The organism is Cellulosimicrobium sp. CUA-896, assembly GCF_001942335.1.
GTDB lineage: Bacteria > Actinomycetota > Actinomycetes > Actinomycetales > Cellulomonadaceae > Cellulosimicrobium.
In genome coordinates, this window is record NZ_MKKH01000018.1 from 22,226 (window position 1) to 44,006 (window position 21,781).

At 75.1% G+C, this 21,781-nt stretch carries 19 protein-coding genes and 4 pseudogenes; 9 read left to right on the plus strand and 14 right to left on the minus strand.

Annotation, left to right across the window (positions count from 1 at the left end; translation table 11 throughout):
* Positions 1–12 precede the first annotated feature (12 nt).
* Both BJF88_RS07420 and BJF88_RS07425 read right to left on the minus strand, forming a co-directional pair.
* Positions 13–1,715, minus strand: a pseudogene (locus BJF88_RS07420) (alpha-amylase family protein).
* Positions 1,712–2,689: a TIGR03885 family FMN-dependent LLM class oxidoreductase gene (locus BJF88_RS07425; RefSeq protein ID WP_075828345.1), complete on the minus strand. Its 978-nt coding sequence runs from the start codon at positions 2,687–2,689 to the stop codon at positions 1,712–1,714. The pseudogene BJF88_RS07420 and the gene BJF88_RS07425 overlap by 4 nt, the downstream one beginning before the upstream one ends.
* Before the next feature lie 131 nt (positions 2,690–2,820).
* Here BJF88_RS07425 and BJF88_RS07430 point away from each other — a divergent pair, with 131 nt between their 5' ends.
* Positions 2,821–3,279, plus strand: coding sequence for a VanZ family protein (locus BJF88_RS07430; RefSeq protein ID WP_075828346.1), 459 nt, complete (start codon positions 2,821–2,823; stop codon positions 3,277–3,279).
* 123 nt (positions 3,280–3,402) lie between these two features.
* On the opposite strand, the gene BJF88_RS21655 is transcribed toward BJF88_RS07430, so the two are convergent.
* The 4 genes from BJF88_RS21655 to BJF88_RS07445 form a co-directional block, all read right to left on the minus strand.
* On the minus strand, positions 3,403–3,588 hold the full coding sequence (locus BJF88_RS21655) for a hypothetical protein (protein WP_255371853.1): 186 nt from the start codon (positions 3,586–3,588) through the stop codon (positions 3,403–3,405).
* Complete coding sequence (locus BJF88_RS07435) at positions 3,564–5,054, minus strand: fucose isomerase (protein ID WP_255371854.1); 1,491 nt, start codon at positions 5,052–5,054, stop codon at positions 3,564–3,566. The genes BJF88_RS21655 and BJF88_RS07435 overlap by 25 nt, the downstream gene beginning before the upstream one ends.
* Positions 5,051–6,574: an FGGY-family carbohydrate kinase gene (locus BJF88_RS07440; RefSeq protein ID WP_075828347.1), complete on the minus strand. Its 1,524-nt coding sequence runs from the start codon at positions 6,572–6,574 to the stop codon at positions 5,051–5,053. The genes BJF88_RS07435 and BJF88_RS07440 overlap by 4 nt, the downstream gene beginning before the upstream one ends.
* Before the next feature lie 78 nt (positions 6,575–6,652).
* Positions 6,653–7,678, minus strand: coding sequence for a LacI family DNA-binding transcriptional regulator (locus BJF88_RS07445; RefSeq protein WP_075828348.1), 1,026 nt, complete (start codon positions 7,676–7,678; stop codon positions 6,653–6,655).
* 157 nt (positions 7,679–7,835) lie between these two features.
* Here BJF88_RS07445 and BJF88_RS07450 point away from each other — a divergent pair, with 157 nt between their 5' ends.
* The 7 genes and pseudogenes from BJF88_RS07450 (at position 7,836) to BJF88_RS07480 (ending at position 14,910) form a co-directional block, all read left to right on the plus strand.
* Positions 7,836–8,555, plus strand: a complete 720-nt coding sequence (locus BJF88_RS07450; protein WP_222843948.1) for a GntR family transcriptional regulator — start codon at positions 7,836–7,838, stop codon at positions 8,553–8,555.
* A gap of 112 nt (positions 8,556–8,667) precedes the next feature.
* Entirely contained in the window at positions 8,668–9,645 is a 978-nt protein-coding gene (locus BJF88_RS07455) for a tripartite tricarboxylate transporter substrate binding protein (RefSeq protein ID WP_075828349.1), read from the plus strand.
* Positions 9,645–10,229: a tripartite tricarboxylate transporter TctB family protein gene (locus BJF88_RS07460; RefSeq protein WP_075828350.1), complete on the plus strand. Its 585-nt coding sequence runs from the start codon at positions 9,645–9,647 to the stop codon at positions 10,227–10,229. The genes BJF88_RS07455 and BJF88_RS07460 overlap by 1 nt, the downstream gene beginning before the upstream one ends.
* A gap of 49 nt (positions 10,230–10,278) precedes the next feature.
* A pseudogene (locus tag BJF88_RS07465) lies at positions 10,279–11,804 on the plus strand (tripartite tricarboxylate transporter permease).
* 167 nt (positions 11,805–11,971) lie between these two features.
* Positions 11,972–12,909 (plus strand): annotated as a pseudogene (locus BJF88_RS21660) (exo-alpha-sialidase).
* 100 nt (positions 12,910–13,009) lie between these two features.
* The gene (locus tag BJF88_RS21665) at positions 13,010–13,867 is read left to right on the plus strand and encodes a dihydrodipicolinate synthase family protein (protein ID WP_075828351.1); all 858 of its coding nucleotides are present in this window, start codon (positions 13,010–13,012) and stop codon (positions 13,865–13,867) included.
* Positions 13,868–13,929: 62 nt separating this feature from the next.
* On the plus strand, positions 13,930–14,910 hold the full coding sequence (locus BJF88_RS07480; RefSeq protein WP_255371855.1) for a ribokinase: 981 nt from the start codon (positions 13,930–13,932) through the stop codon (positions 14,908–14,910).
* A gap of 7 nt (positions 14,911–14,917) precedes the next feature.
* Here the strand turns inward: BJF88_RS07480 and BJF88_RS07485 are convergent, their stop codons facing one another.
* The 3 genes and pseudogenes from BJF88_RS07485 to BJF88_RS23275 form a co-directional block, all read right to left on the minus strand.
* Entirely contained in the window at positions 14,918–15,382 is a 465-nt protein-coding gene (locus BJF88_RS07485) for a YchJ family protein (protein ID WP_255371856.1), read from the minus strand.
* Between the two features lie 147 nt (positions 15,383–15,529).
* The gene (locus BJF88_RS23270) at positions 15,530–15,787 is read right to left on the minus strand and encodes a carbohydrate-binding protein (RefSeq protein WP_369824515.1); all 258 of its coding nucleotides are present in this window, start codon (positions 15,785–15,787) and stop codon (positions 15,530–15,532) included.
* 1,138 nt (positions 15,788–16,925) lie between these two features.
* A pseudogene (locus BJF88_RS23275) lies at positions 16,926–17,300 on the minus strand (hypothetical protein); the annotation flags it as partial.
* A 79-nt stretch (positions 17,301–17,379) separates the two neighbouring features.
* Here BJF88_RS23275 and BJF88_RS07495 point away from each other — a divergent pair.
* The gene (locus BJF88_RS07495) at positions 17,380–18,129 is read left to right on the plus strand and encodes a DUF305 domain-containing protein (protein ID WP_222843949.1); all 750 of its coding nucleotides are present in this window, start codon (positions 17,380–17,382) and stop codon (positions 18,127–18,129) included.
* Positions 18,130–18,165: 36 nt separating this feature from the next.
* Here the strand turns inward: BJF88_RS07495 and BJF88_RS07500 are convergent, their stop codons facing one another.
* From BJF88_RS07500 to BJF88_RS07520, 5 genes are all read right to left on the minus strand, one after another.
* Positions 18,166–18,408: a hypothetical protein gene (locus tag BJF88_RS07500; RefSeq protein WP_139315963.1), complete on the minus strand. Its 243-nt coding sequence runs from the start codon at positions 18,406–18,408 to the stop codon at positions 18,166–18,168.
* Complete coding sequence (locus BJF88_RS07505) at positions 18,405–19,022, minus strand: hypothetical protein (protein ID WP_075828355.1); 618 nt, start codon at positions 19,020–19,022, stop codon at positions 18,405–18,407. Before BJF88_RS07505 ends, BJF88_RS07500 begins: the two co-directional genes overlap by 4 nt.
* Complete coding sequence (locus tag BJF88_RS07510) at positions 19,019–19,417, minus strand: hypothetical protein (protein WP_158068898.1); 399 nt, start codon at positions 19,415–19,417, stop codon at positions 19,019–19,021. The genes BJF88_RS07505 and BJF88_RS07510 overlap by 4 nt, the downstream gene beginning before the upstream one ends.
* Complete coding sequence (locus BJF88_RS07515; protein WP_139315964.1) at positions 19,402–20,751, minus strand: hypothetical protein; 1,350 nt, start codon at positions 20,749–20,751, stop codon at positions 19,402–19,404. The genes BJF88_RS07510 and BJF88_RS07515 overlap by 16 nt, the downstream gene beginning before the upstream one ends.
* A gap of 555 nt (positions 20,752–21,306) precedes the next feature.
* Positions 21,307–21,723, minus strand: a complete 417-nt coding sequence (locus BJF88_RS07520) for a hypothetical protein (protein ID WP_139315965.1) — start codon at positions 21,721–21,723, stop codon at positions 21,307–21,309.
* Between the last annotated feature and the right edge of the window lie 58 nt (positions 21,724–21,781).

Genomic DNA, 21,781 nt, shown 5'->3' on the forward strand with positions numbered 1-21,781 from the left:
CGCGGGCGGGGCTCACAGCAGCCGGCGCGACCCGGGGTGCGTGATGCGCAGCCACCGGAACCCGTAGCCGTCGAGCCGCACCTCGGCGGACCCGTCCGGGGCGGGCTCGACGTCCTGCGCGTCGAGGACGTCGACGAGACGTGCGTCCTCGGGCAGGTCGTCGAGGGTCACGCTGACGACCGCCGGGTCGGGGGAGAGGTTGTGGAGCGTGACCATCGAGGCGTCGTCCCACGTGGTGCGCAGCGCGAGGACCGCGGGGTTCGGCTGATCGAGGACCTCCGGGTCGCCCCAGCCGAGCTCCGGGCACTCGCGGTAGCGGTGCGCGAGCATCCGCACGAAGGTCAGGAGCGAGTCCGGGTCGCGCCGCTGGTCGGCGACGTTGACGTGCTCGGGCGCGTACCCGTCGCCGGGCAGCGGCGCGGCCAGGCGGCGCGCCGGCGCGCGCGAGAAGCCGCCGTTCGCCCTCGACGACCACTGCATGGGCGTGCGGACGGCGAGCCGCCCCGGCACGTCGAGGTTCTCGCCCATGCCGATCTCCTCGCCGTAGAACAGCACGGGCGTCCCGGGCAGGCTGAACAGCAGCGAGTAGACCATCCGCACGCGGCGCGGCTCGCCGCCCAGCATCGGGGGGAGCCGACGGCGCAGGCCGCGCCCGTAGAGCTGCATGTGCTCCTCGGGACCGAACGCGGCGAAGACCTCGGCGCGCTCGTCGTCGGTCAGCTTGTCGAGCGTCAGCTCGTCGTGGTTGCGCACGAACGTCGCCCACTGCGTGTCGTGGGGGATGGGCGGGCGCGCCCGCAGCGCCCCGGCGAGCGGGCCGGCGTCGTGCCGGGCCAGCGACAGGTAGAGCGCCTGCATCCCGTTGAAGTCGAACTGGAGGGTGAGCTCGGTGCTCGTCACCCCGCCCGGGTCGGCGTCGCCGGGGTCGCCGTCGCCGAAGTAGAGCGCCTGCTCCTGGTACGGCAGGTTGACCTCGCCCATGAGGATCGCGTCGCCCGAGCGCCGCCCGACGAACGCGCGCAGGACGCGCAGCAGGTCGTGCGGGTCGTCGATCTCGTCGTCCGGGTTCGCCGCGGCGTCGGTCAGCGCGTACGGCACGGCGTCGACCCGGAACCCCGAGATGCCGAGCTCGAGCCAGAACCCGACGGTCTTCGCGATGGCGTCGCGCACCTGCGGGTTCGCCGTGTTGAGGTCGGGCTGGTGGCGGTAGAACCGGTGCCGGTACCACTCGCCGGTCTTCTCGTCGCGCGTCCAGATGCCCTGCTCCTGGTCGGGGAAGACGACCTGGTCCCCGGTGGGCGGCGGCTCGTCGGAGCGCCAGACGTAGAAGTCGCGGAAGACGTCGTCCGTCGAGCGGCGCGCGGAGCGGAACCACGGGTGCTTGTCGGACGTGTGGTTGACGACGAGGTCGACGATGACGCGGATGCCGCGGTCGCGCGCCGTGCGCACGAGCTCGACGACGTCGCCGAGGTCGCCCAGGCGCGGGTCGACGCCGAGGAAGTCGGTGATGTCGTAGCCGTCGTCGCGATCGGCCGTCGGGTAGAACGGCATGAGCCACAGGCACGTGACGCCGAGGTCGGCGAGGTGGTCGATGCGCTGGACGAGGCCCGGGAAGTCGCCGACGCGTCGTCGTCCCAGTCCATGAAGGTCTCGACGTCGAGGCAGTAGACGACGGCGTTCTTCCACCACAGGTCGCCGGTGTCGCGGATCCTCACGCGGCACCCCCGCACGCCTCGCGCAGACGCGGCAGGAGCTCGGCGCCGGCCGCGTCGAGGAACGCGTCCTGCTGCTGCCCGACGTGGTGCAGGTAGACCTCGTCGAACCCGCACGCGACCATCTCGGCGACGCGGTCGGCGAACCGCTGCGCGTCGTGCTCGACGAGCACCGTGCCGCGCACCTCCTCGGGCCGCACGAGGTCCGCGACCGCGTCGTACTGCTCGGGCGTCTCCAGGTGCCAGCTCACGCTCGGCGGCAGCAGGTTCGAGCGCCACTGGTCCTGCGCGACGGCGAACGCCGCCTCGTCGTCGTCGGCCCACGCGACGTGCACCTGGAGCGCGAGCGGCCCGCGCCCACCCGCGTCGCGGTACTCCCCGACGACGCGACGCAGCGACTCGACCGGCTGGTTCACGGTGGCGAGGCCGTCCGCCCAGTCGGCGTGCCGCCGGGCGGTCGCCGGGGTGACGGCCGGACCGACGAGGCGCGGCGCGACGTCGGGCAGCGACCACACGCGCGCCCGGTCCACGGTGACCCGGCCGTGGTGCGTGACCTCCTCGCCCGCGAGCAGCGCACGGATGACGTCGACGCACTCGCGCAGCCGGTCGTCGCGCTCCGCCTTCGTCGGCCACCGGTCGCCCGTCACGTGCTCGTTCATCGCCTCGCCCGAGCCGAGCGCGGCCCAGAACCGCCCGGGGAACATCGCGCCGAGCGTCGCGATCGCCTGCGCGAGGATCACGGGGTGGTACCGCTGCCCCGGTGCGGTGACGACCCCGAAGGGGAGCGACGTCGTCGCGAGCGCGGCGCCGAGCCAGGACCAGGCGAAGCCGGACTCGCCCTGCCGCGCGCTCCACGGCGCGAGGTGGTCGGAGCACATCGCGGCGTCGAACCCGACCTCCTGCGCGCGTCGCGCGGCGTCGAGGAGCGGCCCGGGCGGGATCTGTTCGTGGGAGGCGTGGAAGCCGACGGTGACCATGGCGCCCAGTGAACCGAGCCTCGCCCGCATCCGCGCGTCGAAGGGCGGGGCCGGTGGAGAGTCCGTGATCGTCCGGCGGGGCGGCGATACCGGACCGGACGCCGCACCGGGCGCCGCCCTACGCTGGCCCGATGCGCCTGCTGACGTGGACGTTCGCCGCCTACCTCGCCGCCGTCCTCGTCGTGACGCTCTGGCCCTCGCCGCAGTCCACCGCCGCGCCCGGCTGGGCCACCGCGACCCTCGACGTGCTTCGCGGGCTCGGCATCCCCCTGACGCTCCCGGTACTCGAGGCGTCCGCGAACGTCGTGATGTTCCTGCCGTTCGGCGCGCTCGGGCTGCCGCTGCTGCGCGGGGCGGCGAGGCGCCGGTGGGGCACGGTGCCGGGGACCTGGCGCGCCGTCGGCCTCGTCACGCTCGCGGGCGCGGCGCTCTCGGCGGCGATCGAGCTCACCCAGAACGTGCTGCCGGGCCGCGTCCCGACCGTGCAGGACGTCGTCCTCAACACCGGCGGCGCGCTGCTCGGGGCGCTCGCGGCGGCAGCCGTCCTCGCCGTCGTCGGGGCCCGGCGCGGTCCGCGCGTCGCGGGCTGAGCGCGCGTCCGGCCGCCCGGAGGCGCCGAACCCCGGGTTGCCGGCGGCTGGACGTGCCGAACCCCGGGTTACACGCCGTCCGGGCGGTGGATCGGCGTGCAACCCGGGGTTCGTCGGACCACCTCAGCGGGACAGGGCGGTGTCCCCGCAGAGGTGGACGGGCATGCCGAGGCCGGCGAAGAACGCGGCCTTGGCGGTCAGCGCGCGGTCGGCCGTCGCGGCGTCGGGCGCGTAGGCGACGTTGAGGTGGTTCGCCTTGTGGCGGGCCATGAACTGGTCGCGGCTCACGCCGTGCAGCACGGCGTGCATGATCGGCCACTCGGGGTTCGTCGCCTCCTTGCGGCGGCGCGTCTCCTCCTCCGGGAGCGCCACGACGCTCGCGCGGCCGAGGTCGACCTGGAGGATCCCGTCGGCGATGTACACGCGCGACCACACGATCTCGCCCGGCTTCGACACGCCGTTGATCGTCGACCCGCCCGCCGGGAAGAACACCGGGTCCTGGCGCCAGCCCTCGGCGCCGGCGTAGCCGCCCTCGAGGTGCGACGGCGGGACGGAGCCGGAGATCTCGAAGACCCACACGAACTGCCGTCGTGCTCCTCGCCCCAGCGCACGTCGTGCAGGGTCGTGGCCGGGTCGAGACCCATCGCGGTCCACACGCGGTTCGTGACGAGCGCGTCGACCGCGACGCCCTCGTCGGCCTCGTTGAAGTGCGGGAACGCCTCGCCCTCCCACAGGACGCGCGCGCCGTCGCGCGAGCGGACCGGCGGGCGCTGGACGTTGTTGAGCAGGCCCTCGGCGAGGTCGGACGCGGGGGACAGGTCCTTGAGGCCCTGCTGGTACTGGATGCCGACGGCGTCGAGGCCGAAGTCGTCGGAGATGCGCAGCGCCGCGACGTACATCTTGTGCTGCCAGCGCAGCTGGGCCGGCGTGAGCTCGGTCGCCTCGTCGGTGCCGAGGCGGAACGTCATGCCCGCGTCCTCGAGCCAGCGCTGGACCTCGTCGGCCTCGGCGTCGGACACGCGCTGCATCTCCGCCCACAGCGCGGACTGCGACAGCCGCTCCTTGTAGATGCCGATGCCGTTGAGCAGCTCGTCGTCGAAGATCGCGTTGTACATGCCCATGCAGCCCTCGTCGAAGACGCCGATGATCGCCTTCTCGCGCAGCAGCTGGGCGGCGAGCGCGTCGCCGAGCTCCTTCTCCGGGGTCGCCGGGAGCTCCGGCAGCGGGTGGACGTGCGAGGCGTCGTGCTCGATGCGGCCGGTCGTCACCCAGGAGCGGACCGCGTCCTGGAACCACGCGTCCGTGCCGTCGACCGTCCACACGGTCGAGTAGTCCCGGCCCATCTTCGTCAGGCCGGCGTTGAGGCCGAGCAGCCCGACGAGGCCGGGCCAGTCGCCCGCGAAGTTCGCGGCCGTGAGGATCGGGCCACGGTGGGTCCGCAGGCCCGCGAGGACGTGGTGGCTGTACTGCCAGACGGCCTCGGCGACGACGAGCGGGGCGTCCGGGGGGATCGTCGCGAACACGTCGAGGCCCATGCGCTGGGAGCTGATGAAGCCGTGCCCGGTCGCCGGGTCGACCTCGTTGGCGCGCACGACCTTCCAGCCGTTCGCGGCGAACGCGTCGGTGAGGACGCGCTCGAGCTCGACCTGGGTGGGCCAGCCGGCGACGTTCGCGGACTCGCGCAGGTCGCCCGACGCGACGAGGTAGACGGTGTTCTCGGGCGCGGGGGCCGGCTCGGCGAGCGCGGGGACCGCGTAGGCGGGTGCCTCGGTCATGCGGGTGCTCCTTCGGTGCGGTGGGTGAGGGCGTGCACGACGGCGCGGCTCGCCGGGTACAGGTCCCGGTACAGGGCGTACAGCTCGTCGTAGGTGGCGCGCAGCGCCGGGTCGGGCTCGACGACGCGCACGGGCGGGTTCCAGGCCGCGACGTCGACCAGGTGCCCGTGCTCGTGGGCGATCCCCGCCGCGAGCATCGCGGCGCCGTAGCTCGCGCCGATGGTCCGGGCGGGGACGGCCTGCGGGAGGCCGGTGACGTCGGAGACGATCTGCGTCCACAGGTCGCCCTGCGTGCCGCCCCCGACGGCGACGGCACGCGTGATCTCGGCACCGGCGTCGCGCATGGTCTCCAGGTTGTGCCGCACGGCGAACGCGGTGGCCTCGAGCGCCGCGCGGTACAGGTCGCCGCGCGTGTGCTCGAGCGTGAGGCCCGCGACGACGCCGCGCGCGTGCGGGTCCTGGACCGGCGTCCGCTCGCCGGCGAGGTACGGGAGCATGAGCAGCCCCTGCGCGCCGGGGCCCGACGCCGCGGCCTCGGCGAGGAGGTCCGGGTAGTCGGCGCCGGTGAGCTCGCGCAGCCAGGACGTGATCGCGCCCGACGTCGCGGTGCCGCCGGCGAGGTTGTGGGTGCCCGGGTAGGCGCCGACCGTGCCCCACATCGTCTCGCTGCGCAGCGGCTCGGCGACGGTGGCGACGAGGAACGTCGTCGTGCCGTACATGACCATGAGGTCGCCGACGCGGTGCGCGTCGACGCTGACGGCCTCGGACCAGGCGTCGATCGTGCCGGTGGTCACGGGCGTGCCGGCCGGGACGCCGCCGAGCGGCTCGCGCGTCACGCCGGCGGCCTCGCCCGCCCACCGCAGCGCGGGCAGCTCGAGCCCCGGCGCGACGAGGTCCGCCCAGTCGTCGATCCACGCGTGGGTGCGCGGGTCGTACAGCGGGGTCGACTGCGACGCCGAGTGGTGGTCGAGCACGTAGGCGCCGGTGAGCCGGAACGCCAGGTAGGACGCCGGCATGAACAGGCGTCGGGCGCGTGCCCAGACGTCGGGCTCGTGCTCGCGGACCCAGGCGATCTTCGGCCCCGCCGCCTGCGAGGAGAGGGCCGAGCCGCAGCGGTCGAGGACGGTGTCCCGGCCGAGCGCGGCGTCGAGCTCCGCGATCTGCCGCGTGGCGCGGGTGTCGACGCCGTAGAGGATCGCCGGCCGCACGGGCTCGCCCGCCTCGTCGGCGAGCAGGACGCACGGTCCCATGCCGGAGACGCCGAGCGCGGCGACCTCGAGGTCGCCCGGGACGTCGGCGCCGCGGGCGGCACCGGGCGCGAGGTCGTCCGTGAGCAGGGTGACGATCGCGACGAGCTCGTCCCACCAGACGCGCGCGTCCATCTCGACGTGGCCGGGCGCGGGGCGCTGCACGGCGTGGGCACGCGTGGCGCTGCGCAGGATCGCGCCGTCGGGGCCGACCAGCACGCCCTTGGTGCTCGAGGTCCCGACGTCGACGCCGACGTAAGCGAGGGTGGGCATGCGGCGAGGGTGTCAGTAATCGATTACAGAATCAAGTCCTCGGCGGACTGGCGGGCCGACGGCGCGACGGGCGTGGCGTCAGGCGGGTACCCGCCCCGCGTCCGCGGCGGGCGTGCCGTCGAGGACGACGTGGCGCGCGGGGGAGTCCAGGCCGTCGAGGCGTTCGAGCAGCATCTCGGCGGCCGTGACGCCGAGCCCGCGCGGGTTGAGGGGGAGCAGGGCGACCTGGTCGGTGCGCGACGTCGCGAACGGCAGGTCGCCCACGATCCCCACGCCCGTGGCCGCGGACCCCGTGGCGGTGCCGCGGTCGTCGGCGGACCCGGCGAGCGGGACGCGACGGTCGGCGAGGGCGCGCAGCGCGCCGACCCCCACGAGGTTGTTCGTGGCGAGGACGGCGTCCGGGGCGCCAGCGGCGTCGAGCAGCCCCGCCGTCGCGGCGTAGCCGCCGTCGACGCGGAAGTTGGCGTGGATCAGGAGCTCGTCCGGCGCGTCGAGCCCCTCCTCGGCGAGCGCGGCGCGCCAGCCCTCGGCGCGCTGCGCGGCGGTGCTGGTCTCGCGCGGCCCGGTCACGCAGGCGATGCGCCGGAACCCGCGGTCCAGGAGCGAGCGCGTCGCGCGACGCCCCAGGGCGGCGTTGTCGAAGGTGACCTGGTCGACGTCGTCGCGGACCGCGCGGTCGAGCGCCACGACGGCGCGACCGCGGGCGAGGAGGTTGCCGAGCGGTGGGGCGCCGGGCGCGGCGGCGATGAGGACGCCGGCCATGTTCTCGTGCTCGGCGACGTCGAGGTAGCGCGCCTCCTTGGCCGGGTCGTCGTCGGTGTTGCACAGCACGACGGAGTAGCCCGCCTGCTGGGCGACGTCCTCGACGCCGCGCGCGACGGCGGTGAAGAACGGGTTCTCGACGTCGGGCAGCACGAGCGCGACGACGTCGCTCGACCGGCGGCGCAGGGACCGGGCCGTGCGGTCGGGCACGTAGCCGAGCTCGGCGACCGCCGCGTGCACCGCCGTGGCCAGCTCCGGGCGGACGGTCTTGCCGTTGAGCACGCGCGAGACGGTCGCGGTCGAGACGCCGGCCTGCCGGGCGACGTCGACGATCCGGGTCACGGGACCTCCTGGGGTCGGGGTGGCGCCCAGTCTGCTGCACGGCGCGGGGGCGACGCACCGGCGATGACCAGGAGTGTTGCGCACCCGGCGTGCATGGGCTTATGTTGACGGTCAACCGTTAGCAGTAATCGATTACACCACGGACGAGGAGGTCCACGTGAGCATCACCGACGGCCAGCGAGGGCGCACCGCGCTCAGCGTGCGGCCGGCTCCCGCGCTCGGGCAGCACGTCGTCGACCACCTGCGCCGTCTCATCATCACCGGCGAGCTCCGCCCGGGCACCCACCTCGTCGAGGCCCAGCTCTCGCGGACCTTCGACGTCAGCCGCGGCCCGGTGCGCGACGCCCTGCGCCAGCTCGAGACCGAGGGCCTCGTCGAGTCCCGCCGCCGCGGCGTCTTCGTCATCGGCCTCACGCTCGACGACATCGAGGAGCTGTACGTGCTGCGGCGGCTGCTCGAGCTCGAGGCCGTGCGGCTGTGCATGGGCGAGCCCGGTGTCGACCACGCCGCGGCCGAGGCCGCGCTCGACCGCATGGCCGCGGCCGCGACGGCGCAGGACCCCGCCGCGTTCGCGACCGCCGACCTCGACTTCCACACCGCGTTCTACGCCGCGTCCGGCCACCGGCGTCTCGAGACGATCTGGCAGCAGTACCGCCCGACGTTCGCCGGGATGCTCACGGTGACCAACGCGGAGGACCAGGACCTCGCGCCCACGCTCGACGACCACGCCGAGCTGCTGCGCGTGATCCGCGACGGCGACCAGCAGCAGGCCGTGGCCCTGCTCGACGCGCACCTCGACGGGTCGCACCGCCGCATGCTCGCCGCGTACTCGCGCTTCGTGGCCACCGCCCAGGGCGACGACGGCGCGCCCGTCTGAGACGCCCCCGTCCCGACGCCCCCGTCCCGACGCCCATCGCCGGGCGCCGCACCGACCCGCACGACCCGTACCCCCGCTCCACCCGAGTACCGACAAGGGAGTTGTTACGACCATGACCCGACGCACCACCCGCTCGCTCGCCCTCGGCGCCGCCCTCGCGGCCTCCGGCCTCGCGCTCGCCGCCTGCTCCGACGGCGGCACCGGCTCCGGCGGCGGAGGCGGCGAGGAGTTCCCCACGGACGACATCACCCTGATCGTCCAGGCCGCGGCCGGCGGCGGCTCCGACCTCACGTCGCGCGCCCTCGCGTCCGAGCTCGAGCCGATCCTCGGGCAGTCGATCGTCGTGGAGAACCGCCCCGGCGCCTCCGGCTCGACGGCGATGCAGTACGTCGCCGGGCAGGAGCCGGACGGCTACACCATCGGGTTCTCCCCCGTGGAGATCGCGATGCTCGGTCACACGGGCTTCGACGTCGACCCGGCCGACTACGACTTCCTCGGCCAGATCATGCTCGCCCCGGGCGTGCTCGTCGTCCCGACCGACAGCCCGTACGACACCCTCGAGGACTTCGTCGACGCCGCGCAGTCGAGCACGCTGTCCGTCGCCAACTCCGGCGCGGGCTCCATCTGGGAGGCCGCGGCGCTCGGCCTCGCCGCGGAGACGGGCGCTCAGCTCAGCCCCGTGCCCTTCGACGGCGGCGCCCCGGCGCTCGCGGCCGCGGTCGGCGGCCAGGTGGACGCCGCCGTGGCCGGTGCCGGCGAGGTGTCGGCCGCGGTCGAGGAGGGTCAGGTCAAGGCGCTCGCCGTGTTCCACGACGAGGCGTACCCCGACCTGCCCGACGTCCCGACGGCCGCGGACGCCGGCTACGACCTCGAGTTCGGTGGCTGGGGCGGCATCTACGCGCCCGCGGGCCTGCCGGACGAGGTGCGCTCCACGCTCGAGTCGGCGATCGAGGAGGCCGCGACGTCCGACGGCTTCGTCGACACCGTGACGAAGTCCGGCAACCTGCCGGTCTACAAGACCGCGGACGAGTTCACCGACTTCGTCAACAGCGAGTACGACCGGTTCGGGACGCTGCTCGGGGACGACTGATGAAGATCGCACGCAGCACCCGCGGTGCCGCCGCCCCGTCCCGTGCGGACGGGGCGGCGGCCCCCGCCGAGGGCGCCGCGGCCGACGCCGCCACGACCGGCGGGCCGACCGACGCCGATCTGGTGGATGCCGCGACGACCGACGCGAGCTCGTCCGACGCCGCGACCCGGGACGACGACGCCGTCCCGGCGGCGCGTCCGTCGCGGCGTCTCGAGGTCGGGTCGGCGCTCGTCGCGCTGGCGGTCCTCGGCACCCTCGCGTTCCTCGCGCGCCGCATCGAGGTGCGGGCCGAGACGGGGGGCATCGACCCGCGCTGGTGGCCCGAGCTGCTCGGGACCGTCGGCGCGGCGCTCGCCGTCGCGCTCCTCGTCGTGGCGGTCGTGCGGCCGTCGGACCGGGGCGACCTCGAGGCGACGACCCGCTCGGGCGTCGTGCGGCTCGTCGCGACGGTCGCGCTCGCGGCCGGGTACCTCGTGCTGTGGCCGCTCGTCGGGTTCCTCGTCGCGACGCCCGTCTTCCTGCTCGCCGCCGTCGTCCTGTTCGCGCCCGCGGCTGGCGGACGCTCGTCCTCTTCCCGCTGCTGACGACCGCGGGGATCTACCTGCTCTTCCACACGCTTCTCGAGGTGCCGCTGTGAACGTCGTCCTCGACGGACTGTCCCCGCTGCTCGACCCGACGGTCCTCGTCTGCCTCCTCGCCGGCCTGCTCGTCGGCACCCTCGTCGGGGCGTTCCCCGGCGTCACCGGGTCGATGGCGGTCGCGCTCGCGGCCGGCTTCACCCTCACGCTCGAGCCCGTGCAGGGCCTCGCGGTGCTGCTCACCATCTACGTGGGCGCGAACTACGGCGACCGCATCCCCTCGATCCTCGTCAACACCCCCGGCACACCGGCGGCGATCGCGACGACGCTCGACGGCTATCCGTTGGCGAAGCAGGGCAAGGCCGGGTTCGCGCTCGTCGCGTCCTCGCTCGTCACCACCGGCGGCATCCTCGTGTCATGGCCGTCTTCCTCGTCGCGGCCCGCCCCATCGCGCAGCTCGCACTCGAGTTCGGGCCCGCCGAGATGTTCGCCCTCGTCGTGTTCGGCCTGACGGTGATGATCTCCATCTCGTCGCGCTCGATCCTCAAGGGCGTCATCGCCGGCATCGTCGGTCTCGCGATCGCGACGATCGGCCGCGACCCCATCACGGGCGACGGGCGCTTCGTCTTCGGCGTCAACGACCTCAACTCGGGCCTGCCGTTCATCGCCGTGATCATCGGCCTGTTCGGCATCGCCGAGCTCTTCGACCAGATCCTCACGCACCGGGCGCACGTCGTGAAGCCGATCTCGTCGCTCGGCCGGTGGCGGCCCACGCGCGGCGAGCTCAAGCAGATGGGCAAGCCGTTCGCGCTCGGCTCCGTCATCGGCACGGTCGTCGGCGTCGTGCCCGCCGCGGGCGGCGACATCGCCGGCCTCATCGGCTGGGACCGCGCCAAGCGGATGTCGAAGGAGCCGGAGAAGTTCGGCAAGGGCTCGGTCGAGGGTCTCGCCGCGGCGGACACCTCCTCGAGCGCGACCCTCGGCGGGTCCCTCACCACGACGATGGCGCTCGGCATCCCGGGCGACTCCGTCATGGCCGTCATGGTCGGCTCGATGGTCATCTGGGGCCTGCAGCCGGGGCCGTCGCTGTTCAGCAACAACCCCGACCTGGTCGTGACCATCGCGACCATCATGATCGTCGCCACCGTGCTGTCCCTCGGGATCAGCCTCGTGCGCATGCGCGGCATGGTGAAGCTGCTCGACCTGCCGAACCACTACCTGTGGGCGGGCATCCTCGTGTTCTGCGTCGTCGGCACGTACACGACGACGAACAACATGTACACGGTGTGGGTCATGCTCGTCTCCGGCGTGGTCGGCGTGATCATGAAGCGCACCGGCTTCCCGGCCGGGCCGGTCGTGCTCGGGCTGCTCCTCGGCCCGCTCGCCGAGGCGAACCTGCGCCGCGCCCTGCTCATCGACGGCCCGGCGGTGCTCGTCACCCAGCCCATCGCGGCCGTGCTCCTCGTGCTCGCGCTCGTCGGCCTCGCGACCCCGATCGTCGCCCGGGCCCGCACGGCGCGCCGCGAGCGCGCCGCCCGTGAGGCGGAGCTCGAGAAGGCGACGAGCGGGAGCGCGCGGTGACCGCCGCCGCCGCGGCGCCCGCCGTCGACCGCCGCGTGCGGCGCCGCTGGGTGCACGTCGACGGGCCCGAGCGGTTCCAGGCGCACGCCTCGTCGGTGCTCGTCGTCGGCGGCGACGTGCTCGTGGCTTGGTTCGCGGGCACGCGCGAGGGCGCCGCGGACACGCGCGTGCGCCTCGCCCGCCGGGCGCCGGACGGCGCGTGGGACGAGCCGCAGGTCGTGCTCGACGCCGACGTCCCGCACTGGAACCCCGTGCTCGCGCACGGCCCCGACGGCGCGGTCTGGCTCTTCGCCAAGCGCGGCCCGCGGATCTCCGCGTGGTCGACGTGGGTGGCCCGCTCGACCGACGGCGGGCGCACGTGGACCGACGCCCGTGAGCTCGTCCCGGGCGACGCGGGCGGGCGCGGTCCCGTGAAGAACCCGCCGCTCCTGCTGCCCGACGGCGCGTGGCTCGCCCCCGGGTCGACCGAGCGCTGGGGCGAGCGGCCCGAGTGGGCGCCGTTCGTCGACCGCTCGACCGACGCGGGCCGCACCTGGGAGAAGACCCCGATCCCGCTCGACCGCGCCGGCATGCGGGGCGCCGGCGCGATCCAGCCCGCGCTCTGGGCCGGTGCCGACGGGACCGTGCACGCGCTGCTGCGCAGCACGGAGGGCACGCGCTGCGCTCGTCGTCCGCCGACGGCGGGCGGACGTGGTCCACCGCCGAACCCGCGGACCTGCCGAACAACAACTCGGGCCTCACCGCCGTCGCGCTGCCGGGCGGCCGCGTCGCGTGCGTCCACAACCCGGTGTCCGGGGACTGGGCCGCGCGCTGCCCGCTCGTCGTGTCCGTGTCCGACGACGACGGCCGCACCTGGCGCCACGCCGCGACGGTCGAGGACGGCCGCACCCCGGTCGACGACGACCCGTTGCTCGTCCCGGCGCTGCCCCCGCAGGGCGTCGCCGCCTTCGCCCCCGCGGACGAGGGCGTCGAGACCGCCGGGGTGGGGGAGTACTCCTACCCGGCCGCCGTGCTCCAGCGCGACGCCCTGCTCGTCACCTACACCTGGCAGCGCCGCGGGGTCGTCGAGGCGCGCGTCCCGCTCGACCTGCTCCGCTCCGCCTGACCGCCCGGCGTCGCCGACGCCGTCCGGCCGATCCGCCCCCTCCAGCAGACCCGCACCACGACGTCCCGCGCCCACGGCCGGGGCCCACCGGAAGGACATCATGACCGCACGCATCGTCAGCGCCGTCCCCGTCCCGTTCACCACCGACGGCGAGCTCGACCTCGGGACGTACGAGAAGGCGCTCGCCGCGATCGCCCCGCACGTCGGCGGCGCGCTCGTCGCCGGCACGACGGGGGAGTTCCCCGCGCTCGAGGACGACGAGCGGGTCGAGCTGTTCCGCCGCGCCGTCGACGTGCTCGGCGCGGAGCGCGTCATCGCGCACCTCGGCCACGGCAGCACGCGGCAGGTCCTGCGCCTCGCGGCCGCGACCGCCGAGCTGGGGATCACGCGCTTCGCGCTGCTCACGCCGTACTACCTGCCCACCGACGACGACGGGGTCGTCGAGTTCTTCCGCGCGCTCACGCAGGCCCACCCCGGGGCCGAGGTGTACGCCTACCTCTTCCCGGAGCGGACCGGCTCCGAGGTGTCGCCCGAGACGCTGCGCCGGGTCCTCGAGCTGCCCGGACTCGTCGGCGTCAAGCTGTCCGGCGGCGCCGCCGCGCGCCTGCCCGAGTACGCCGCCGTGCTGCGCGACGGCCAGCAGCTGTACTCCGGCGACGACTCGACGCTGCCGGCCGTCCTCGCCGCCGGCGGCACCGGCGTCGTCTCCGGCGTCTCGAGCGCGTTCCCCGAGACGTTCGCCGCGCTCGCCGCGGCCCTGGACGCGGGCGACGCGGCCGCCGAAGCGCTGCAGCGCACGGTGCAGGAGATCGTGCCGCTCGTCGGCCCGACCATCCCGCGGCTCAAGGCCGCCATGGCCGCGCGCGACGGCGCGACGTGGGCCTCGCGCATGTCCCTGCCCGCCGTCGACGCGGACACCCGGGCGCGCATCGACGACGCCGTGGCCGCGCACCGCTGACCGGCGCGGGCCGAGGCAGGTACGAGGCAGGTACGAGGCAGGTTCGAGGCAGGATGGACGGCGTGGAGCTGGAGACGGACGGGACGCGCGCCGGGACGGACGGGACGCACGCCGGGGCGGGTCGTCCGACCGGCGACGGCCGCGTCGTCGTCGTCGGGAGCGCGAACGTCGACGTGGTCGTCGACGTCCCGCGCCACCCCCACGGCGGCGAGACGGTGCTCGGCGGGGAGCTGCGCCGGGCGCCCGGCGGCAAGGGCGCGAACCAGGCGGTCGCGTCGGCGCTCGCGGGCGGCGCCGTGACCGCTTTCGTCGGGGCGCTCGGGGACGACGACGGCGCGCGCCTGCTCCGGGCCTCGCTCGACCGGGCGGGGGTCGGCACGGACGCGGTCCGCACGGTCCCCGGCGCGTCCGGGACGGCGCTCATCACGGTCTCGCCCGGCGGCGAGAACGCGATCGTCGTCGCGCCGGGCGCCAACGGGCGGGTCGTCGTGGACGACGCCGAGCGCCGGCTCCTCGCCGAGGCCGACGTGGTCCTCGCGCAGCTCGAGATCCCGGTCGGGACGGTCGTCGCGGCTGCCCGGGCGCGCCGTCGCGGTGTCCTGTTCGTGCTCAATGCCGCGCCGTCGCGCGAGCTGCCCGACGAGCTGTGGCGTGAGATCGACGTCCTCGTCGTCAACGAGCACGAGGCCGCCGACCTCGCCGGGGCGGGATCCGACGCCGCCCCGGACGGCCTCGCGGCCTCCCTGCTCACGCGGGTGTCCGCGGTCGTCGTGACGCTCGGCGGCGACGGCTGCCTCGTCGCCCGTCGCGGCGAGGAGCCGGTGCGGCTGGCCGGCCGCCGCGTCGACGTCGTCGACACGACCGGCGCGGGGGACACCTTCTGCGGGGTGCTCGCCGCGGAGCTGGCCCGCGGGACGGACCTCGTCGCCGCGGCCAGGGTGGCGGGGACCGCCGGGGCGCTCGCCGTCACGCGGCCGGGAGCGCAGGACGCGGTGCCGGGCCGGGACCAGGTGCTCGCAGCCCTCGACGCGTCTGCGGGGTGACGGGCGCTCAGCCGTCCGTGCCGTCGAGCGAGCCGTCGACATAGAGCCAGCGGCCGTCCTCGCGGACGAACCGGCTCACCTCGTGCAGGTGGCCGCGGTCGGACGGGTGCGCGCGCGAGCGGTGGTGCGCGACGAACTCGACGACACCCGTGTCGTCGAACGGGCCGCCCGCCGCGGTGCGGACCACGTCGAGGCGCCGCCACTCCACGTCGTCGTCGAGGTCCAGCGTCTCCGGCCGGGTCGACGGGTGCCACGTCGCGCGCAGGTAGTCGGCGTCGCCGACGACGAACGCGCTGTACCGCGAGCGCATGAGCGCCTCCGCCGTCGGGGCCACGGACGGCGCGGACCCGGACGCCGTGCCGCCGGGCGCCCGCAGCGCCGCGTGGTACCGCCCGCAGCACTCCCCGTAGGTGTCGCCCGACAGGCAGGGGCAGCGCGCGTCGTCGGGCAGCGGGGAGGACGGGGAGGCCACGAGGACGAGCCTACGGCCGCACACCGCCTCGACCCCTTCTCCCGGCACGACCCCGACCCGCCGGCCACGCGGTCGTGGCCCGCCCGGAGAACCGGACGGGCCACGCCCGCATGCTCGGTCGAGACGCCCGACCTCAGGGGGTCGGCGTCAGGACGACGGCTCCCACGGGCCCCAGCGGTCGCCGGGCTCCTGGTTCCGGGTCCACCACTTCGCGGTGTACTCGGTGCCGTCGTGGACGACGACGTCGCCCTGGACGTAGACGCGCGACGGCTTCCACGCGCCGACGCCTCGGAGTCGACGCCCGCGATCTCCTCCCACGGGCCCCACGGGTCGGCGCCGGGCACCTGGCCCGTCGTCCACCACTGGGCCCGCCAGACGCGCCCGCGTACGTGACCGTCGCGCCACCCTGGTACGTGGTGCCCTTCGACCACGCGGCCGGCTCGACGTACGTCGGCTGCGCCTGCGGGTTGAACTCGTCCGTGAGGACCGACTTCGCGGCGTTCGTCGCCGGGTCGTCCAGCAGGAGCACGTCGAGGCCCTGCTGGATGTCGTTCGAGATGATCGCGCCGTTGTACCAGTAGGCCGACCACGACCCGCCGAGGATCAGCCGCTCGCTCGACAGCGGACCGCGGTCGAACCACGCGATCTCGACCGGGTTCGCCGAGTCCGTGAAGTCCCACACCGAGATGCCGCCCTGGTACCAGGCCTGGACCATGATGTCGCGGCCGGGCACGGGGATCAGCGAGCCGTTGTGCGCGACGCAGTTCTCCGTCGGCGCCTGCTCCCGGCTGATCTTGTAGTAGCTGGCGAAGACGAGCTCGCCGTCGACGATGTCGTAGATCGCGTCGGCGCCCTTCTCCGGGCCGACCGTCGCGTTGCACGTGGGCGCGCCGCCGCCGCCGAGCTCGTCGGTGAAGACGACCTTCGTGCCGGCGTTGTTGAACGTCGCCGAGTGCCAGAACGCGAAGTTCTCCGTGTCGCGCACGACCTCGGTCACCACGGGGTGCGCGCGGTCGGTGATGTCCATGAGGATGCCGTCGCCCATGCACGCGCCCGCCGCGAGGTCCTTCGACGGGTAGGTCGTGATGTCGTGGCAGCCGGACGTCGTGCTCGAGCCGTTGCCCCCCGGGTTGCCGCCGTCCGGGAAGAGGACGGGCGTCGACACGACGGCCGACGACGCCGGGTCGTCGAGCGGGATCTGCACCACGCTGATGAGGTCGTGCGGCGGCTGGCAGTCGGGGAACGACCGGTTCGGGCTGTAGGAGGAGACGTAGACGAACAGGTCCTCGCCGTCCTTGCTCGGCGCGAGGGAGTGCGTGTGGGAGCCGCACTGCGTCTCGACCGACGCGACGTACTGCGGCGACGTCGGCTCGGAGATGTCGAAGACCTTGATGCCCTCCCACGACTCCTTCACCGTGGCGCTCTGCGCGACGTTGTCGCAGGAGTCGGTGCTGCGGGAGGAGTCGGTGCTGAGGACGAGGAGGTTCCCGTGCACGGAGATGTCGTTCTGCGAGCCGGGGCACACGACCTGCGCGACCTGCGCGGGGTTCGTGGGGTCCGAGACGTCGTAGACGGTGAAACCGCCGTAGTTGCCGGCGAACGCGTACCGCCCCTGGAACGCGAGGTCGGAGCTGTACTGGCCCTCCGGCGCGAAGGCGCCGTTCTTGGGGATGGTGGCGACCAGCTCGAGGTTGGGGCTGCTCGCGATCTCGCCGACCCCGAGGACGGGGTCCTCGACGGCGAGCGGCGCGAGGCGCTGCGCGGGCAGGTCGACGAGGTCCGCGACCGCCTCGGGGGAGCCGTCGGACGGTTCGGCGAGCGCCGGTGCCGCGACGGCGAGGGACGAGACCGCGAGTCCCGCGGCCAGTGCTGAGGCGACCAGGCCCCGGCTCCGTTGCCTGTGCGTCGATCGATGCACGGGGGAAACACCTCCTTGGTAGGGTGCCCGAATTCTGTCGGGAGATACCGCACCCGGCTACCCATATCGGGCATCTTTCGTGACCTTTTACACGGAGGGAACAGGCGGCGTGGAGAGTTTTCCTGGTGGTAATCCGCGGCGTGCTCGCCGCGACCGCGCACTGACCGGCGCCGTCGTCGTCGCCACGCTGCTCGGGGCCGTCGCGTGCACCGGTGACGACGAGGCGACCGCGACGCCGTCGAGCGTCGTCGTGCAGCCGGGGCAGCCGGGCGAGACCGCGCGCACGACGGCGCCCGAGGACTTCGCCGGGCCGGCCGACCCGGGGGAGTGGAACCCGGCCGACGTCGCGTTCGTGACCGACATGATCGGGCACCACCTGCAGGCGCTCGAGATGGCGGCGCTCGCGCCCGACCGTGCCGAGTCGCCCGACGTCGTCGCGCTCGCCGAGCGGATCGCCGCGGCGCAGGGACCGGAGATCCACGCCCTCGCGGCGTGGCTCCAGGAGCGCGAGCTGCCGGTGCCCGCCGAGGCGGAGGCCCTCGACGGCACCGGGCCGCGCGTCCCCGACGCCGGGCACGACCACGGCGCGGGCGGCATGGCGGGCATGCTCAGCGCGGACCAGATGGCGGCGCTCGAGGGCGCGACCGGCGCGGAGTTCGACCGGCTCTTCCTCGAGGGGATGATCCAGCACCACCAGGGCGCGCTCGACATGGCCGACGTCGTGCTCGTCGACGGGCAGGACACGTACGCGCTCGAGATCGCCGCCGACACCGCGGCGGGTCAGGGCGCGGAGATCGACCGGATGCGGGGTCTGCTCGACGCGCTGTGACCCCGGCGGGCCGGGGTGTGCTGCGGAGCGTCCGGCTCAGTCGTCGTAGGTCGGTGGGTCGGCGCGCACCTGGGCGGCGAGGGCCTCGAGGAGAGCGACCGCGTCGACGTCCTGCGCCGCGTCCAGCGGTCCGCTGACGCCGACGAGGAGCATCGCGTCCTCGACGCGTGTCGTCACCAGGGTCGTCCGCCGCGGGACCTCGATCTCGGGAAGGTCGCCGGGCAGGTCGGCGACGTGGACGTCGTCGATCTGGACGCCGCGGACGCCCGTGGCGGTCACCGGCCCGTCGTCCGGGAGGACCGGCACGCCGGCGAGCCAGGGTTCGTCCTCGCAGAGGTCGTCGACGCCCTCCAGCCTGACCATGGCGGCACCGTCGGTCGCCGCGCGATCCCTCGGAAGTCGTGGCACAGCGACTCGTAGGCGGCGTCGACCCGTTCAGGCTGCGGTGCCCGTTCCCCGACGAAGGGGTCCGGCGTCGGGTGCCGCGTCGTCTGCACGACGCTCGACAGGACGTCGACCTCCCCGACGCGCAGCCACCTGTCGGCGACCGCGCCGTCGTCGTTGGCGACCGCCAGCTCGTGCTCGTACAGGAACGCGCTGTACTTGCCCAGCGGATCGACGAGGGGTATCGCGCGGATCGCGGACAGGTGCGAGCCCTTCGGCACCGGCGGGCGCTCGAGGTCCACGACGTCCTCGCCGGGGAAGGCGTCGGGCCCGATGCTCCAGCGCGCCGTCGGCCAGGTCCGCAGGTCCGTCCGCAGCTCCTCCTCGGCGCGCAGCCGGGAATGCTCCGCCTGCGCCCGCCCGACGAGGAGCGACACGGCGAGCACGCCCGAGAGGGCGAGGGCGACCAGGAGGATGCGGACGAGGGGTGTGACGAGGATCGATCTCACAGGGTGCTCTCCGGCTCGGAGGGATCGGCGGTGGCGGTGGGGTCGAGCTCGGGCGTGCCGGTGGGCTCCGCGAGTCCGGCGGCCTCCTTGAACGCGGACGTGAAGGCGGCACGGGAGGTGCCGTCGTCGAGGGCGAGGCGGGCGGCGACGAGTCGCTCGGCCTCCCCGGGGTCCACGCCGTCCTCGACGAGCGCGGCCAGCAGGAGGCTCCGTCCGCGGCTCGCCAGGACGACCTGCTCGGCGTGACCCTCCGCCGCCGCCTCGTCGACGGCCATCCGCACCTGGCCGTCGAGGCTCACGAGGTAGTCGCCGGCGACGGTGAGCACGGGAGCGGCGGCGGCCGACGCTCCCCGTGTCGGGGCGAGGAGCCCGAGCGCCGTCATGAGGGTCGACACCTGGGCCTCGTACCGCGCGTTCCCGTCCTCCGCGTGCTCGAGCGCCGCCCGGTGCATGCTGCCGGCGATGACGCCGCGTCGGACACCGCGTGGTCGTGGGCGTGCAGGAAGGCGTCGACGACGGAGATCGTCTCCGCCCGCCCGCGGACGTCCGAGCCCGGCGCGAGGACGGCGCGCGCCGACCGCTCGTAGTGCTCGAGCATCTCGCGCTGCCACCGTGCCGTCCCCGCCTCGTCGGCCATCGTGGCGGACAGCACGTCGCTGAGGCTCTGCGGTTCGAGGTACGGCAGGTGACGACCGGCGATGCCCGGGAAGGCGGCGTCGTGAGCGTCGGGCAGCGCCGTCCACGTCCCGACCGCAGGGAAGTCGTCCATGGAGTTGACGTTGCGGTCGAACGCGTCGACGTAGGGCACGTACGCGTCGGCGAGGCGGCGCTGCGCCGTCTCCGAGAGCTCGAACGGGAGGAGGCCCCGCGCCGCGAGCAGACCGTCGTGCGCGAGCAGGCCGCCGGGGAGCTCGACCGTCGCCCGGGACAGGACGAGGGCAGAGGCTTGCTGGTGGTCGGCGTCGGCCTCGCCGTGGAGCACGGCCGACCGCAGCAGCGCCGTCACGCCGTCGCCGCCGTCCGCCCACCCGCCCGCGGGCTGCGTGCCGAACCACAGCGCGGACCGCGCCGCGGCGAGGCTGTCGTCCCCGTCGCCGGAGAGGAAGCGCAGCGACTCCTCGGACGACGCGGCCATCCCTTCGAGGGCGGCGGCGGTCAGGTGTGCCGTGTCCCGCTCGAACGGGATCGGGGTCAGCGGGTCGGGGTAAGCCGCGAGGTCGCGGCGCACCGCCTCGATCCTCCGGACGGCGCCCGCGTGCACGCGGGGGTGCACGTGCGCGCCGGCGAGGAGCAGCGTCGCGGTGGACGACCACCCGACCGGGATGGTCCGCGTCCCGAGGTCGTCGACGACCCGTGCACCCAGCGCCTCCTGCTCCGCGGGCGTCAGGGTCGCCGTCCACGTACCGAAGCTCGACCGCACCGCCGCGGCGGCCTCCCCGGCGGGCGACGAGCGGTCCAGCACCGACCCGTCGACGTCGACCGCGACGCCGTCCTCGCCGAGCAGGACGTACAGGTCCGCCGGGCTCGTCTCGCGGTAGAAGGCCGCCCAGAAGGCGGGGTCGTCGCCGGCTCTGTCGAGCTGCCGGGCCAGCTCGGCGACCGCCGCCTCGCGCGCCGCGCCGCGCACGCCGCGGCCCACGACGGTGTCGACCAGCCGGGCGGCGGCCAGGCCCGCGGTCGACGACGGGAACGACGCGAGGTCGCCGCCCGCGCCGACCCAGGCCCGCACCGCGCCGGCGTCGTGCAGCGCCGTGACCTGACGCCGCCCGGCGCGTCGTCGCGCTTCGCGTCGCGAGCCCGGCGCCACTCGTCCTCCGCACGGCGGGCGTCGTCGCGCGCGGCGTCGGCGCGCTGACGGGCCACGCGCGCACGCTCGTCCGCCGCCGGGTCGCCGCCCCCCGGCGGGGCCCAGGCGGACCCGCTGCGCGCGGCCCACTCCTCCCGCGTCCAGCGCTCCACCTCGGCCAGCGCGGCCTCGCGCCGGACCACCGCCGCCGCCGCGTCGGCCTGCCGGACGGCGAGCCGGTCGGCGTACGTGCGCAGCGCGGGCGCGGCGACCCCGAGCAGGGCAGCGTGCGTGCCGGCTCGCGTCGCGAGGTCGTCGACGTGCCCGAGCGCGAGCGCCACGGCGGTGCTGCGCTGCCCGACCAGCGCGTCGCGCACGGGCGCCAGCCCGTCGCCCACGGCCGCGAGCGCGGCCTGGGCGCGCCCGAACGCCTCGGCCGCGGCGGACAGTGCCGTCGGGTCCCCGCTCAGAGGCCCGAGCTCGGGCTCGCTCACGGCGTCACACCGCCCGGGACCGCAGCGGACCCGCGGCCGTGCCGGGGACGAGCAGCTCGGCGAGCCGGCCTGCGGTCGCGGACTCCGCGCCGTCGAGCACCGCGGCCGCGCCCCGCAGTGCGGCGGCGAGCGCGTCGAGGTCGGCGAGGAGCGCCCGGTGCGCGGGCGCCCACGTGGCGTGCAGCCCCGCGACGGCCGCCCCGAGCGCCGCGTCGCCCGTCGCGCCCGACGGGTCGCCCTGCGGGCCGGCCACGCCGAGCAGCGATCCCGCGGCGCCCGCCGTGCGTGCCGCCGCGAGCGCGAGGGCCTCCGTGTCGACGTCGACGTGCGCCACCGCGCCCCCGATCCGGTCCGTCGCGGGCCGGGTGCCCGCGTCGCGCCGTGACCGTAGCAACGGGCGCGCGACCGTCGCCGGCGTCATCCACAGGCCCCGCCGGTGACGGTGCCCGTGCCCGCCGAGCACGACGTTGCTGCCGGTA